Raw genomic sequence first — 14,853 nt, 5'->3', positions numbered from 1 at the left:
TATGTAAACATAACATTATGAATAAATTATTATATTTTTGTTAATATACATTTAACAAAAAAACTATCAAAAGAATAATATGAAGAAAATTTTCTTAACATTAGCCTTAGCTACGTTATCGTCTTCAGCTTTTGCTGGAGGATACCGTGTAGCATTACAAGGTGTACGACAAGCTGCACTAGGAGGTAATTCAACTACCATTGCTAGAGACGCAAGTGTGGCATTTTATAATCCAGCTGGTTTAGCATTTGTAGATGCAAAATTAAGTATCGCTGCTGGTGTTTTTGGGGTAAAATCTGAAGCAAAATGGCAAGATCCTCAAACTTTAAATCATGCAACTACAGATAATGGTTTATCAACTCCTATTTATTTAGCTGTAAGTTATAAACCAACGGATGATTTAGCAATCGGGTTAAGTGTTACAACTCCTTTTGGAAGTTCATTAACTTGGCCAAACGATTGGGAAAATCGTTCGAATATTACAGAAATTGAATTACAAGCGTTCAATATTCAACCAACTATTGCATACAAATTTACAGATTGGTTTAGTATCGGTGCAGGATTTATATATACTCACGGTTCTGCTACTTTAAATAAAATACAAACTGTGGCTGGAAACGATATAGGATTAGAGTTAGAAGATAAAGATGCACATGGATTAGGTTTTAACATAGGAACTATGTTCAGACCAACTGAAAAATGGAATGTTGCATTAGCTTATCGTTCAAATTCAGAAGCAAATGCTAATTACGGTGCTGTAAGATGGTCTAATGTGCCAACAGGTTTATCAACAAACCCTACTTTCCAAACAACTGAGTGGAAAACATCTTTACCATTACCATCAGAATTTGTTGTAGGTACTTCGTATAAATTATCTCCAAAATTCGAATTATTTGGTGAGGTTTCTTGGCAAAACTGGACAAAATATAAAGATTTAACAATTGTATTACAAAATCCAGAAACTGGATACGAACAAGAATCTGTATCAGTTAAAAATTGGAAGGACAATACAATTTATCGTATTGGAGCTGAATATACTTTCAACGAAATGATTCAAGGTCGTATTGGATATTATCACGATAAATCTCCAGTTCCTAGCCAATTTTGGTCATCAGAAACTCCAAGTACTGACAATAATGCATTTACTGCCGGTTTAGGATTTAATTTCAAAAATGGATTCATGTTAGATCTTTACGGAGGTTATGTAAAAGGAAAAGAACGCTATATTTATAATGTTGACCAAGATTTCCGCGGAGATGTTAAATTAACAGCTTTCAACTTTGGATTAGGTTTAGCATATAATATCAAATAAACTACAGGATTATGAAAAAATTAAACAAAATATTATTAGCTGCATTAGCTGTAACTTTATTTAGTTGTGATGATGATTTTGAAAATCCTGTTGAGGATTTTGTAGTAACATCAGGAACAGCTGATTTTTCTAAATACGTTGCATTAGGTAACTCCTTAACATCTGGTTACACAGATAATGCATTATTTATTTCAGGACAAACAAATTCTTACCCAAATATTTTAGCAGGTTTAATGAAACCAGCAGGGGGTGGAGAATTTAAAACTCCATTCATGCAAGATGAAATTGGTGGATTTACAAATTTACCAGGTTTTGCAGGGAAATTAGAATTACAAGTAATCGACGGGTCTTTAACACCACTTGCTACACAAGGATTAACAGCTTTAGATAACATTTCAGGTGCGGGACCTTACCAAAACATGGGAGTTCCAGGTGCAAAATCTTATCATTTAGTTGCTCCAGGATATGGTAATCCAGCAGGTTTAGCACAAGGTTTAGCTAATCCTTATTTTGCTCGTTTTGCTTCAACTGCAACAACATCTGTTATTGCTGATGCTGTAGCTCAAAATCCAACTTTCTTTTCTTTATGGATTGGAAATAATGATGTGTTAGGATATGCGATCGCTGGAGGAACAGGAGTTGATCAAACAGGAAATACGAATCCAGCAACTTACGGATCATCTGATATTTCAGACGCTAATGTTGTAAAAGGTGCAATTAACTCAGCTTTACAAGCATTAACAGCAAATGGAGCTAAAGGAGTAATTGCTAACATTCCATCGGTAACATCAGTTCCATATTTCACAACAGTGCCTCACGCACCACTTTCACCGGCAAATCCTTCTTTTGGTCCAATGATTCCAACATTGAACGCTACTTATGCAGGATTAAACCAAGTGTTTGATGCGTTAGGAGTACCGGAGCGTAAAATTACTTTCTCTCAATCAGCAGCAAGTGCAGTTGTAATTAAAGATAAAGATTTACCAAACTTACAACCTCAAATTACTGCTGCTTTAACGCCGGTAATTGGAGCAGCTCAAGCTACATTATTTGGTATTACATATGGTCAAGCACGTCAAGCGACAGCTAAAGATAAATTAGTATTACCATCATCTAATTACATCGGAAAAGTTGATACTGAAAGAGTTCAAGCTTTAATGCAAATGGGATTATCTCAAGAGCAAGCGGGACAATTATCTGTAGCTGGAGTTACTTATCCGTTAGAAGATAAATGGGTTTTATCTGAAAATGAAGTTTCTAAAGCTGAAGCTGCAGTTACAAAATACAATGCTGCAATTTTCGAATTATCAAGAACGTATGATTTAGCAATCGTTGATGTTTATTCTCAGATGGCTAAATTATCAACAGTTCAAGGTATTAAATACTACGGAAACACATATACAACTACATTTGTATCTGGTGGTGCATTTTCGTTAGATGGTATTCACTTAACAGGAACTGGATATGCAATTGTTGCTAACATGTTTGCTGATGCTATTAATACAAAATATGGATCTAACCTAAGACATGTATTTCCTGGAAATTACCCAGGTATTAAAATTCCTTAATCATAAGATTTGATATAAAAAAAGCTTCTCTGTTTCAGAGAAGCTTTTTTGTTATGATAGAGTTTGTTTAATCAAATTATTCAGGGCTGTTTGCTAAAAACTCTTCTGCTTTTTCAACTAAATTTTTAGAACCACAAAAGAATGGAACACGTTGGTGTAATTCTGTTGGATTAATATCTAAAATTCTTTGATGTCCGTCAGAAGCTTTACCACCAGCTTGTTCAGCTAAAAAAGCCATCGGATTACATTCATATAATAAACGTAATTTACCTTGTGGATTATTAGTTCCAGATGGATAAATATAAATTCCACCTTTTAACATATTTCGGTGAAAATCTGAACATAAAGATCCGATATATCTAGAAGTGTATGGTCGATTTCCTTCCTCTGCTTGACAATATTTAATGAAATTTTTAACTCCTTGTGGGAATTTAACGTAGTTCCCTTCATTAACAGAGTAAATTTTTCCATCTTCAGGAATACGTAAGTTAGGATGAGATAAATAAAATGTTCCAATTCCTGGGTTTAATGTAAATCCGTTTACTCCATTTCCAGTTGTGTAAACCAACATAGTCGAAGTACCGTAAACAACATATCCCGCGGCAACTTGTTTATTACCTGGTTGTAAAAAATCTTCTAAAGTTACAGGTGTTCCTGGTTCAGATACACGTCTATAAATAGAGAATATTGTACCAACAGAAACATTAACATCAATGTTTGAAGATCCGTCTAAAGGATCAATTAATACAACGTATTTACTATTTACTAAATTTCTATTGTTTTTAATTTCGATGTAATCTTCATTTTCTTCAGAAGCAATTCCACAAACTACTTCACGTTGTGATAGAGTTTCAATAAACGTTTCGTTTGCGAAAACATCTAACTTTTGTTGTTTTTCACCTTGAACGTTTTCATTACCATATTCACCCAATATGTTTACTAATCCTGCTTTGTTAACTTTATAATTAACAATTTTAGTTGCTAATTTGATAGAACTTAATAATCTAGAAAGTTCACCGGTAGAGTAGATAAAATCTTCTTGATTGTCAATAATGAACTCGCCAAGAGTTTGATGTGAATTTTGTGCCATAGTTTTGTTTTGCTCCACAAATATCGTAAATTTTAAACTTAATAATCAATTTCAAACGATTGAAATTGTTGAAAAATATTCATTTAACAATAAGTTAAAAAATACAAGTAGATTTTATCAATTTGGTGGTTTAAAGTTCTCGATTGCTTATATTTGCAGGCTAATTATTAGAAGTGATATAAAATGAAGGTTTTCAAATTCGGAGGTGCATCTGTTAAAGATGCTGATGGAATAAGAAATGTAGCAAATTTGTTACAGACGGTAGGGTATCAGAATACTTGTATGATTGTTTCTGCTATGGGAAAAACAACCAATGCATTAGAGGAAGTTGTCAAACGTTATTTTAATGAAGATGATTATACTCTAACTATCAATGAAATTGAAAAACAACATATAGAAATTGCGAAAGAAGTTTTTGAAGATGCTACTGATGTTTCGACAGAAATTAGTCAATTTTTTAATGATTTAACTTCATTTTTAAGAAGAAATAAATCTCCGAATAGAAGTTATGTTTACGATCAAGTTGTTTGTTGTGGTGAGTTAATCTCAACAAAAATATTATCGATGTATTTAAATTCTATCGGATTAACTAATGAATGGTTAGATGTAAGAGATTATATTAAAACAGATAGTACTTATCGTGAAGGTAAAGTGGATTGGAAATCAACAGAGAATAACATTGCAAAATTACCAACAGTTGGGTTTTATATTACGCAAGGTTTCTTAGGTTCAGATCCAAACTATTTTACAACAACTTTAGGTCGTGAAGGGTCAGATTATTCTGCAGCAATTTTTGCTTATTGTACAAATGCAGAAAGTATGACAATTTGGAAAGATGTACCAGGTGTTTTAAATGCAGATCCACGTTATTTTGAAGATACAGAATTGTTAAATCATATTTCTTATGAGGAAGCAATCGAATTAGCTTATTACGGAGCATCTGTAATTCACCCAAAAACATTACAACCATTACAACAAAAAGAAATTCCATTTTTTGTTAAATCTTTCATTAATCCATTAGAACCAGGAACAGCTGTAAGAAAAGGGCAACCTTTAAATCCTCAAGTTCCATGTTTTATCTTAAAGAATGAACAACATTTAATACGTTTATCATCTAAGGATTTCTCGTTTATCACAGAAGATAAATTAAGTGGATTATTTACCAAATTGTACCAATACCAAATTAAGGTTAATTTAATGCAGAACTCTGCAATTTCATTGTCTTTATGTTTAGAGGATAAGTACAATAATTTAGAGCAATTTATTCAAGATGTAGAAGAAGAGTTTAAAGTTCAGGTGGATGAAAATGTGTTATTATACACAATTCGTCACTTTGACGAAAATTCAGATTCTGTTATCAATAAGGATAAAGAATTATTACGTCAAACAGTTCGTGAGACGTTACAAATCGTTGTTAAAAATTAATGAGTTTAGTTACTACAAATGATATTTATAATGCTACAAGTTTATCTCGATTCGGTATCGTGGGTAAACCTGTTGCATGGTTTTTAAAAAAAGCTACAAGATTAGATAAGCTTAATAATATATACAACCGCGGAAAGCATTTAGAAACGGCTGAGTTTTTATCTTATTTAATTGACGATCTTAATGTGGATTATGAAATCCATGTTGAAGATTTGAAAAGAATTCCAAAGTCTGGACCATTTATTTTAATTTCAAATCATCCATTGGGTGCATTAGATGGAATTATTTTGATGCATATGATGAGTAAAATTCGTCCGGATTTTAGAATCATGGGTAACTTTTTATTGCACAAGATTGTTCCATTACAACAAATGGTTATTCCTGTAAATCCATTCGAATCTCGTCGCGAAGTTTATTCAAGTCTTAATGGGATGCGCGAGGTTTTAAGAACTTTACAAGATAATGGATGTATTGGTATTTTTCCGGCAGGAGAAGTATCGTACCGAAATGAGAACGGGCATATTATAGATAGAGAATGGCAAGATTCAGCTATAAAATTAATCAAGAAAGCTAAAGTTCCTGTAATTCCGATGTTCTTTAGAGCTAAGAATAGCGAAATATTTTACCAAATAGCTAAAATGCATCCAGATTTGCAAACCGCAATGTTGCCTGGTGAAATGGTGAAAAAAAGAACTCGTCCAATTCAGATTCGTGTTGGTAAACCTATTTTGTTAAAACAACAAAACGAATTTTCTGATGTTAATGAATTCAAAGCATTTTTAAGAAAGAAAACTTATATGCTTTCTTCTTATTATAACAAAAAGAAATCGTTTACAGAAGTTTTAAAAAATCCTTCACAATTACATTTGCCTAAAATTTCCTCAAAATCAAAAGTTAAAGATGTTGTACCTGAGACAGATACTCAATTTTTGATAGATGATTTAAATAAGTTAAAGAAAGACGTATCTTCTCTACTTTTCACAAGTAATAATTACGAATGTTATTTTTCTACAGCAGACAAAATTCCAAACGTAATGCGTGAAATTGGGAGATTAAGAGAAATAACTTTCAGAGAAATTGGTGAAGGAACAAACCTTGAGATTGATTTAGATAAATACGATAATCATTATCATCATTTATTTCTTTGGGATAAAGAAGCTAATAAAATTGTAGGTGCTTACCGCATGGCTTTGGGAGCTGAAGTTTATCAAAAATATGGAGTTAAAGGGTTTTATATTAATGAGTTATTTAACTTCGATCCAGAAATTCATCCACTTTTTAGTAAATGTATAGAGATGGGACGTGCTTTTGTTTCTTCAGAATATCAACAAAAGCCAATGCCGCTATTCTTGTTATGGAGAGGAATTATACATGTAACACTTAGAAATTCAGAGCAACAATTTATAATTGGTGGAGTAAGTATTAGTGATCAATTTTCAGATTTCTCAAAATCTTTAATGATTGAGTTTATGAAATCTCATTATTATGATTCTACGGTTGCACAATATGTTCGTCCGAAGAAAGAATATAAAGTAAAATTATCTGAAGAAGATAAGCAGTTTATTTTTGACGAAACGGAAGCAGATTTAAACAAGTTTGATAAATTAATTGATGAATTAGAACCAAACATGCTTAGATTACCAGTGTTAATCAAGAAATATGTAAAACAGAATGCGAAAGTGATTGCATTTAATGTAGATCCAAATTTTAATGATGCAATCGACGGTTTGATGTATATTCGAGTTTCTGATATTCCTGATTCTACTGTTAAACCTGTTTTAGAAGATATCCAAGCTGAATTAGATCGTAAAATACAATCTGGTAAATTTGATGAGAATCAATAAATAAAGATTTTAAATTGATAAATATAAAAAAAGGCGCCTAACCTAGTTAGACGCCTTTTGTATTTTAAGCTTCGCTAAAATTATTGAGCTGGAGCTTCTTCAACTGCTACTGCTGCTGAATCAACTACTGCTGCTGCTGAATCAACTACTGCTGCTGCTGAATCAACAACTACTGCTGCTGAATCAACTACTGCTGCTGCTGAATCAACTACTGCTTCAGTTTCTACTGTTTCAGCTTTCTCTCCACAAGATACTGCTCCTAATGATAAAGTTGCAACTGCAACTAATGCGAAAAATTTTTTCATTTTTTTAAATTTAATCGATTAAACGTTCTGTTAACTTGACAAACCAAAATTAGATTGAAATGTGATTTTTTTTTAGTAATGATGTTGTAATAGTTTTGTAAATTCAATATTATTTTACAAAAGACTTAAATTCAATGTGTTACGATTGTTTTATTCCGAAATTTTAAAATAAAAAAACAGCTCAGAAATGCTTTTGAGCTGTTATAATATTTATTATTTAGACTTTATTTACAAATAGAAGAATCTAATTTATAGTTTTCTATTTTATTTTGAATTAAATCTAATCTTAAATTATGAATACTTCCTACGTGAGAAGTTTTAAATTCTTTATGTGGATTGTAAGTTCCATTTTCTACGGATAAACCAACTTCGCGGTATGCATCACGAAACGGAGTACCATTCTTAATTGCGTCATTAATATTTTCAACAGTATAAATTGGATCATATTTATCTTGTTCCATATATCCGTCTTTAATTTCTAATTCTGGAATAGCAAAAGTTAAAATGTCCAAAATATTTTCAAATTGAAGCATTGGTTCAAATAATATCTCTTTTAAGATTTGATAATCTCTGTGGTATCCACTTGGAAGATTATTAATCGTTAACATAATATCATTTGGTAAAGCCTGAATTCTATTACAATGAGCACGCGTTAATTCGAAAACATCAGGATTCTTTTTATGTGGCATAATAGAAGATCCAGTTGTCATTTCGTTTGGTAATTTTACAAAAGCTAAATCTTGTGAGTTATATAAAACTAAATCGTAAGACATTTTAGATAATGTTCCACAAATCATAGCCAATGCTGTTGCAACTGATTTTTCTGTTTTACCGCGTAGCATTTGTGCACCAACAGAAGAAACTAAAATTTCAGAGAATCCCATTTCTTGCGTCGTTTGCAACCTGTCGATAGGGAAAGATGTACCGAAACCTGCACCAGATCCTAAAGGATTTTGATCTGCAATTTTGTAGGCAGCTTCGAAAAAATATAAATCGGTTAATAAACTTTCAGCGTAAGCAGAAAACCACATGCCGAAACTACTTGGCATTGCAGCTTGAAAATGTGTATAACCTGGTAAAAGTGAATTTTTATACTGATCTGCTTTTTGTAATAGGATATCAATTAAGTTTAAAATCTTTTTATTGATTTCCTTTAAGTATTCTTTTTCGAATAATTGGATAGCTACTAGAACCTGATCATTACGAGAACGAGCAACGTGAATTTTTTTACCGGCATCACCAGTTTTCTCGATTAAGTAAGCTTCTATTTTAGAATGAATATCCTCAAAGTTATCATCAATCTCAAATTTATTCTGCTCAATCAATTCTAAAATTTCATTTAATGCAATTTGTAATGCATCATTTTCTTGGTTTGTAATTAAACCAACTTTAGCCAACATGTTTGCTTGTGCTTTAGAAGCAATTGCATCATGATGTGCTAAATAACTGTCTAGAATTCTGTCTTTTCCGACAGTAAATTTTTCGATTTTATCATTAATGGTAAAACCTTTGTCCCAAAGTTTCATATGCTTAATAATAATTAAGGGCGCTAAATTATAAAAATAATATGTATAAACTTACATAAATATTGAATATATATAAAATTAAACTTATAATTATACAATATTCATGTATATTCTAAAAAAATCGTATAATTGCAAAATTTTTATTTGATTAAGACAAAGCGTTTTGAAGAAAATTAGCTTGTTAGGTCTTTGTTTGATTTGTCTAACTTAACAAAAAATAGGCCTAAAAATTATCAAGTAGATATTTAAAATGGATTTATTTTTCTTAGATAGATTATTTTAATTTAAAATATTAGCAATCTGAAATTTAATCTTTTTTTGTAATTGTTCTAAATTGTTAGAATATAATTAAAATCGATTAAACTTCTATGAAATATTTTTAATAGAAGAGTATTTTTGTAGCATAATAAATAAATATATATTAATTTTTATTGGTTGGGATGGAAAAAGTGGTTGGTTACTTTAGATGTTACAGCCTTTAATTTTCAAAAGATAGCAATTATGAGCCTTTATAAGGAATACATTAACGAAATTGAAGAAAGAAAAGGATTAGGGTTACACCCAAAGCCAATTGATGGAGCTGAATTATTAAGCGAAATTATTGAGCAAATTAAAGATACTAACAATGAATACCGTACGGATTCTGTTAATTTCTTTATCTATAACACATTACCAGGAACTACTCCTGCTGCTGGAGTTAAAGCTAAATTCTTAAAAGAAATTATTTTAGGTGAAGCTACTGTAGCAGAAATCACTCCAACTTTTGCATTTGAGTTATTATCTCATATGAAAGGTGGTCCATCTATCGAAGTTTTATTAGACTTAGCTTTAGGAAACGATGAAGCAATCGCTACTGAAGCTGCTAAAGTTTTAAAAACTCAAGTATTCTTATACGATGCTGATACAGCTCGTTTAGCAAATGCTTACAACGAAGGAAATGCTATTGCTAAAGATATTTTAGAAAGCTACGCTAAAGCTGAATTCTTTACAAAATTACCTGAAGTTCCAGAAGAAATTAAAGTTGTGACTTATATCGCTGCAGAAGGTGATATCTCTACAGATTTATTATCTCCAGGAAATCAAGCACACTCTCGTTCTGACCGTGAATTACACGGGCAATGTATGATGTCTCCAGAGCAACAAAAAGAAATTGTAGCTTTAAAAGAGGCTCATCCAGATGCATCAGTTATGTTAATTGCTGAAAAAGGTACGATGGGTGTTGGTTCTTCTCGTATGTCAGGTGTTAATAACGTGGCTTTATGGACAGGTAAACAAGCTTCTCCATACGTTCCTTTCGTAAATATCGCTCCAATTGTAGCTGGAACAAACGGAATTTCTCCAATTTTCTTAACAACTGTTGACGTTACTGGTGGTATCGGAATCGACTTACAAAACTGGGTGAAGAAAACTGACGCTGAAGGAAATGTAGTTCGTAACGAAGCTGGTGATATTGTTTTAGAAGAAGCATATTCTGTTGCTACTGGAACTGTATTGACAATCAATACAAAAACTAAAAAATTATACAACGATGACGTTGAATTAAAAGATATTTCTAAATCTTTCACTCCTCAAAAATTAGAGTTTATCAAAGCAGGTGGTTCTTACGCTATCGTTTTTGGTAAAAAAATTCAAACTTTTGCTGCTCAAACTTTAGGAATTGAAGCTCCAATTGTTTTTGCACCTGCAAAAGAAATTTCTATTGAAGGACAAGGTTTAACTGCGGTTGAAAAAATCTTCAATAACAACGCTGTTGGTGTTGCAGAAGGTAAAGTTTTACACGCAGGATCTGATGTACGTGTTAAAGTAAACATTGTAGGTTCTCAAGATACTACAGGTTTAATGACTGCTCAAGAATTAGAGGCGATGGCTGCTACAGTTATCTCTCCAGTTGTTGATGGTGCATACCAATCAGGATGTCACACTGCATCTGTTTGGGACAAAAAAGCGCAAGCGAACATCCCTAAATTAATGAAGTTTATGAACGACTTCGGGGTAATCACAGCTCGTGACCCTAAAGGAGTTTATCACTCAATGACAGACGTTATCCACAAAGTATTAAATGATATCACGATTGACGAGTGGGCAATCATTATCGGTGGTGACTCTCACACACGTATGTCTAAAGGTGTTGCTTTTGGTGCCGATTCAGGTACTGTTGCTTTAGCTTTAGCTACTGGAGAAGCTTCTATGCCAATTCCAGAATCTGTTAAAGTTACATTTAAAGGTGCGATGAAAGAACACATGGATTTCCGTGATGTTGTACACGCAACTCAACAACAAATGTTAAAGCAATTTGACGGAGAAAACGTATTCCAAGGTCGTATCATCGAAGTTCATATCGGAACTTTATTAGCGGATCAAGCGTTTACATTCACTGACTGGACTGCTGAAATGAAAGCGAAAGCTTCTATCTGTATTTCTCAAGATGAAACATTAATCCAATCGTTAGAAATTGCAAAATCTCGTATCCAAATCATGATTGATAAAGGAATGGAGAACAAAAACAATGTATTACAAGGATTAATCGATAAAGCGAATAAACGTATCGAAGAAATTAAATCTGGTGTTAAACCAGCTTTACAACCAGATGCTAACGCAAAATACTACGCAGAAGTTGTTATCGATTTAGATATCATCGACGAACCAATGATTGCGGATCCAGATGTAAACAATGCAGATGTTTCTAAGCGTTATACTCACGATGTTATCCGTGACTTATCTTACTACGGTGGTGATAAAACTGTAGATTTAGGATTCGTAGGATCTTGTATGGTTCACAAAGACGATTTAAAAATTGTTTCTCAAATGTTACGTAATGTTGAAGCTCAACAAGGTGAAGTTAAATTCAACGCACCGTTAGTAGTTGCTGCTCCAACTTACAACATCATCGACGAATTAAAAGCTGAAGGTGATTGGGAAATGTTACAAAAATATTCAGGTTTCGAATTTAGCGACTTATTACCTAAATCAGAAGCGCGTACACAATACGAAAACATCATGTACTTAGAGCGTCCTGGTTGTAACTTATGTATGGGTAACCAAGAAAAAGCTGAAAAAGGTGATACAGTAATGGCTACTTCAACTCGTTTATTCCAAGGGCGTGTTGTAGAGGATAGAGATGGTAAAAAAGGTGAATCTTTATTAGCATCAACTCCAGTAGTTGTTTTATCTGCAATTTTAGGACGTATTCCTTCTATTGAAGAGTATAAAGCAGCTGTAGCAGGAATTAACTTAACTAAGTTTACTCCAATTTCTACAAAATAATTAGTTGTATATAAATACAATTAAAAATATATCTAAAAAGGCTAACCAATCGGTTAGCCTTTTTTTTATTGAATAAATTACATTTAATTTCTTTACAATATGGTTTTAACAAATTTTAAGGTTCTGATAAAGAAATTATTGTGTAAATTGTTGTGAATTTATTTAAACTATAACAGATAATCTAAAACAAACACTTATGGCTTTTGATATCGATATGATTAAAGGAGTTTACGCTCGTATGCAAGAGCGTGTAGATGCTGCAAAAGCAATCGTAGGACGTCCTTTAACTTACTCAGAGAAAATTTTATACGCACACTTATTTGATGGTCAACCATCAGAAGCTTACAAAAGAGGTGAGTCTTATGTGGATTTTGCACCAGATCGTGTAGCAATGCAAGATGCAACAGCACAGATGGCATTATTACAATTTATGCAAGCAGGGAAATCAAAAACTGCTGTTCCATCTACTGTTCATTGTGACCACTTAATTCAAGCAAAAGTAGGCGCTAAAGCAGATTTAAACGAAGCAATTAATAAATCATCAGAAGTATTTAATTTCTTAGAATCTGTTTCAAATAAATACGGAATTGGATTCTGGAAACCAGGTGCGGGAATTATTCATCAAGTAGTATTAGAAAATTACGCATTTCCAGGTGGAATGATGATTGGAACCGATTCTCATACACCAAATGCCGGAGGACTAGGTATGGTTGCTATTGGTGTTGGTGGTGCTGATGCAGTTGATGTTATGGCTGGAATGGCTTGGGAATTAAAAATGCCAAAATTAATTGGGGTTAAATTAACAGGTAAACTTTCTGGTTGGGCTTCGCCAAAAGATGTTATTTTAGAAGTTGCAGGTTTATTAACTGTTAAAGGTGGTACCGGTGCTATTGTAGAATATTTTGGTGAAGGTGCCGAATCTTTATCTGCAACAGGAAAAGGTACTATTTGTAATATGGGTGCTGAAATCGGAGCGACAACTTCTATTTTTGCTTATGATGATGCCTCAGAGAGATACTTAAGAGCAACAGATCGTAATGATGTAGCGGATGCGGCAAACGAAATGAAATCTTACTTACGTTCAGATGATGAAGTTTATGCTAATCCAGCGAAATTTTATGATCAATTAATTGAGATTAACTTATCAGAATTAGAACCTCGCTTAAATGGTCCTTTTACGCCAGATTTAATGACTCCAGTTTCTAAAATGAAAGAAACTGCAGCTGCTAATGGTTGGCCGCTAGACGTGGAATGGGGATTAATAGGATCATGTACAAACTCTTCTTACGAAGATTTATCTCGTGCGGCTTCAATTGCTCAACAAGCTATAGAAAAAGGGTTAGGAACAAAAGCATCATTTGGTATCAATCCAGGATCGGAAGTTGTTCGTTACACAGCTGCGCGTGATGGTTTTATCAAAACTTTTGAAGATTTAAATGCTGTAATATTTACAAATGCTTGTGGACCATGTATTGGTCAATGGGATCGTGAAGGTGCTGATAAAGAAGAAAAAAATACAATTGTTCATTCATTTAACCGAAATTTCAAGAAGCGTGCGGATGGTAATCCAAATACATATGCATTTGTAACTTCTCCAGAAATGGTTGCTGCTATTGCGATTGCAGGTCGATTAGATTTTAATCCAATGACTGATAAATTGGTGAATGATAAAGGTGAAGAGGTAATGTTAGATGCGCCTGTTGGTGACGAGTTACCAGTCAAAGGATATGCTTATGAAGATAATGGATATCAAGCGCCTGTGGAAGATGGTTCTACTGTAGAAGTTGCTGTGAATCCAAATTCTGAACGATTACAATTATTGGAAGGATTCAAAGCTTGGAATGGTGAGAATATTACTGGTGCAAAATTGTTGATTAAAGCTTTCGGGAAATGTACGACTGATCATATTTCAATGGCTGGACCATGGTTACGTTTCCGTGGGCATTTAGATAACATTGCTAATAATACTTTAATTGGAGCTGTTAACGCATTTAATCAAGAGGTTAATTCGGTTAAAAATCAGTTAACTGGTGAATATGGACCAGTTCCAGCAACAGCACGTGCTTACAAAGCTGCTGGAGTTCCATCGATTATTGTTGGAGATGAAAATTATGGCGAAGGATCGTCTCGCGAGCATGCGGCAATGCAGCCACGTCATTTAGGTTCTGTAGCGGTATTAGTACGTTCATTTGCTCGTATCCACGAAACGAACTTAAAGAAACAAGGTATGTTAGCTTTAACGTTTGCTGATAAGTCGGATTACGATAAAATTCAAGAAGATGATACAATTAACTTTGTAGATTTAGTTGATTTTGCTCCAGGTAAACCTTTAACATTAGAATTTGTTCATGCTGATGGTACAAAGGATACAATTTTAGCTAATCATACTTATAATGAAGCGCAAATTGAATGGTTTAGAGCAGGTTCAGCTTTAAATTTAATCAAAAGACAAGAAGCTTAGTTGTAGGAATATATAAAAACAAAAGCCGATGCATAGCATCGGCTTTTGTTTTGCCTAA

Annotated in this window: 9 protein-coding genes and 1 other annotated feature; of the genes, 6 read left to right on the top strand and 3 right to left on the bottom strand. The window is 33.0% G+C overall.

The window, feature by feature from the left end:
• The first annotated feature begins 79 nt into the window (after positions 1-79).
• Both J9309_RS04295 and J9309_RS04290 read left to right on the top strand, forming a co-directional pair.
• Positions 80-1,312 carry an OmpP1/FadL family transporter gene (locus J9309_RS04295; RefSeq protein WP_230477314.1) on the top strand — a complete coding sequence of 411 codons (1,233 nt, stop codon included), beginning with the start codon at positions 80-82 and terminating at the stop codon, positions 1,310-1,312.
• Between the two features lie 11 nt (positions 1,313-1,323).
• Positions 1,324-2,880: an SGNH/GDSL hydrolase family protein gene (locus J9309_RS04290; RefSeq protein WP_230477307.1), complete on the top strand. Its 1,557-nt coding sequence runs from the start codon at positions 1,324-1,326 to the stop codon at positions 2,878-2,880.
• Positions 2,814-2,939 (top strand) — a sequence feature (ribosomal protein L10 leader region). Its footprint overlaps the gene before it by 67 nt.
• 17 nt (positions 2,940-2,956) lie before the next feature.
• Here J9309_RS04290 and fbp read toward each other — a convergent pair.
• The gene (fbp, locus tag J9309_RS04285; protein ID WP_230477300.1) at positions 2,957-3,970 is read right to left on the bottom strand and encodes a class 1 fructose-bisphosphatase; all 1,014 of its coding nucleotides are present in this window, start codon (positions 3,968-3,970) and stop codon (positions 2,957-2,959) included.
• A 183-nt stretch (positions 3,971-4,153) separates the two neighbouring features.
• Here fbp and J9309_RS04280 point away from each other — a divergent pair, with 183 nt between their 5' ends.
• Together J9309_RS04280 and J9309_RS04275 are read left to right on the top strand one after the other, a co-directional pair.
• Positions 4,154-5,395 (top strand): aspartate kinase, encoded by a 1,242-nt coding sequence (locus tag J9309_RS04280; protein ID WP_230477298.1) that lies wholly within the window; start codon positions 4,154-4,156, stop codon positions 5,393-5,395.
• Positions 5,395-7,239, top strand: a complete 1,845-nt coding sequence (locus tag J9309_RS04275; RefSeq protein ID WP_230477297.1) for a GNAT family N-acyltransferase — start codon at positions 5,395-5,397, stop codon at positions 7,237-7,239. The genes J9309_RS04280 and J9309_RS04275 overlap by 1 nt, the downstream gene beginning before the upstream one ends.
• Positions 7,240-7,319: 80 nt before the next feature.
• On the opposite strand, the gene J9309_RS04270 is transcribed toward J9309_RS04275, so the two are convergent.
• Complete coding sequence (locus J9309_RS04270) at positions 7,320-7,544, bottom strand: hypothetical protein (protein WP_230477295.1); 225 nt, start codon at positions 7,542-7,544, stop codon at positions 7,320-7,322.
• Between the two features lie 224 nt (positions 7,545-7,768).
• Positions 7,769-9,070, bottom strand: a complete 1,302-nt coding sequence (argH, locus tag J9309_RS04265) for an argininosuccinate lyase (RefSeq protein WP_230477288.1) — start codon at positions 9,068-9,070, stop codon at positions 7,769-7,771.
• Between the two features lie 501 nt (positions 9,071-9,571).
• Here argH and J9309_RS04260 point away from each other — a divergent pair.
• Positions 9,572-12,334 carry a bifunctional aconitate hydratase 2/2-methylisocitrate dehydratase gene (locus J9309_RS04260; protein WP_230477286.1) on the top strand — a complete coding sequence of 921 codons (2,763 nt, stop codon included), beginning with the start codon at positions 9,572-9,574 and terminating at the stop codon, positions 12,332-12,334.
• A 196-nt stretch (positions 12,335-12,530) separates the two neighbouring features.
• A complete protein-coding gene (locus tag J9309_RS04255) occupies positions 12,531-14,795 on the top strand; it encodes an aconitate hydratase (protein ID WP_230477284.1) in 2,265 nt (754 codons plus the stop codon).
• Positions 14,796-14,853: the final 58 nt, after the last annotated feature.

It is taken from the genome of Faecalibacter bovis (assembly GCF_017948305.1).
In the GTDB taxonomy this organism is placed as follows: Bacteria; Bacteroidota; Bacteroidia; order Flavobacteriales; family Weeksellaceae; genus Empedobacter; species Empedobacter bovis.
Note: the sequence above shows the minus strand (reverse complement) of the source record. Positions and strands in the feature narration are given on the sequence as shown.

Coding starts and splice junctions, on each gene's coding strand:
- J9309_RS04295 (WP_230477314.1), top strand. CDS start 80: ATGAAGAAAATTTTCTTAACATTAGCCTTAGCTACGTTATCGTCTTCA.
- J9309_RS04290 (WP_230477307.1), top strand. CDS start 1,324: ATGAAAAAATTAAACAAAATATTATTAGCTGCATTAGCTGTAACTTTA.
- fbp (WP_230477300.1), bottom strand. CDS start 3,970: ATGGCACAAAATTCACATCAAACTCTTGGCGAGTTCATTATTGACAAT.
- J9309_RS04280 (WP_230477298.1), top strand. CDS start 4,154: ATGAAGGTTTTCAAATTCGGAGGTGCATCTGTTAAAGATGCTGATGGA.
- J9309_RS04275 (WP_230477297.1), top strand. CDS start 5,395: ATGAGTTTAGTTACTACAAATGATATTTATAATGCTACAAGTTTATCT.
- J9309_RS04270 (WP_230477295.1), bottom strand. CDS start 7,544: ATGAAAAAATTTTTCGCATTAGTTGCAGTTGCAACTTTATCATTAGGA.
- argH (WP_230477288.1), bottom strand. CDS start 9,070: ATGAAACTTTGGGACAAAGGTTTTACCATTAATGATAAAATCGAAAAA.
- J9309_RS04260 (WP_230477286.1), top strand. CDS start 9,572: ATGAGCCTTTATAAGGAATACATTAACGAAATTGAAGAAAGAAAAGGA.
- J9309_RS04255 (WP_230477284.1), top strand. CDS start 12,531: ATGGCTTTTGATATCGATATGATTAAAGGAGTTTACGCTCGTATGCAA.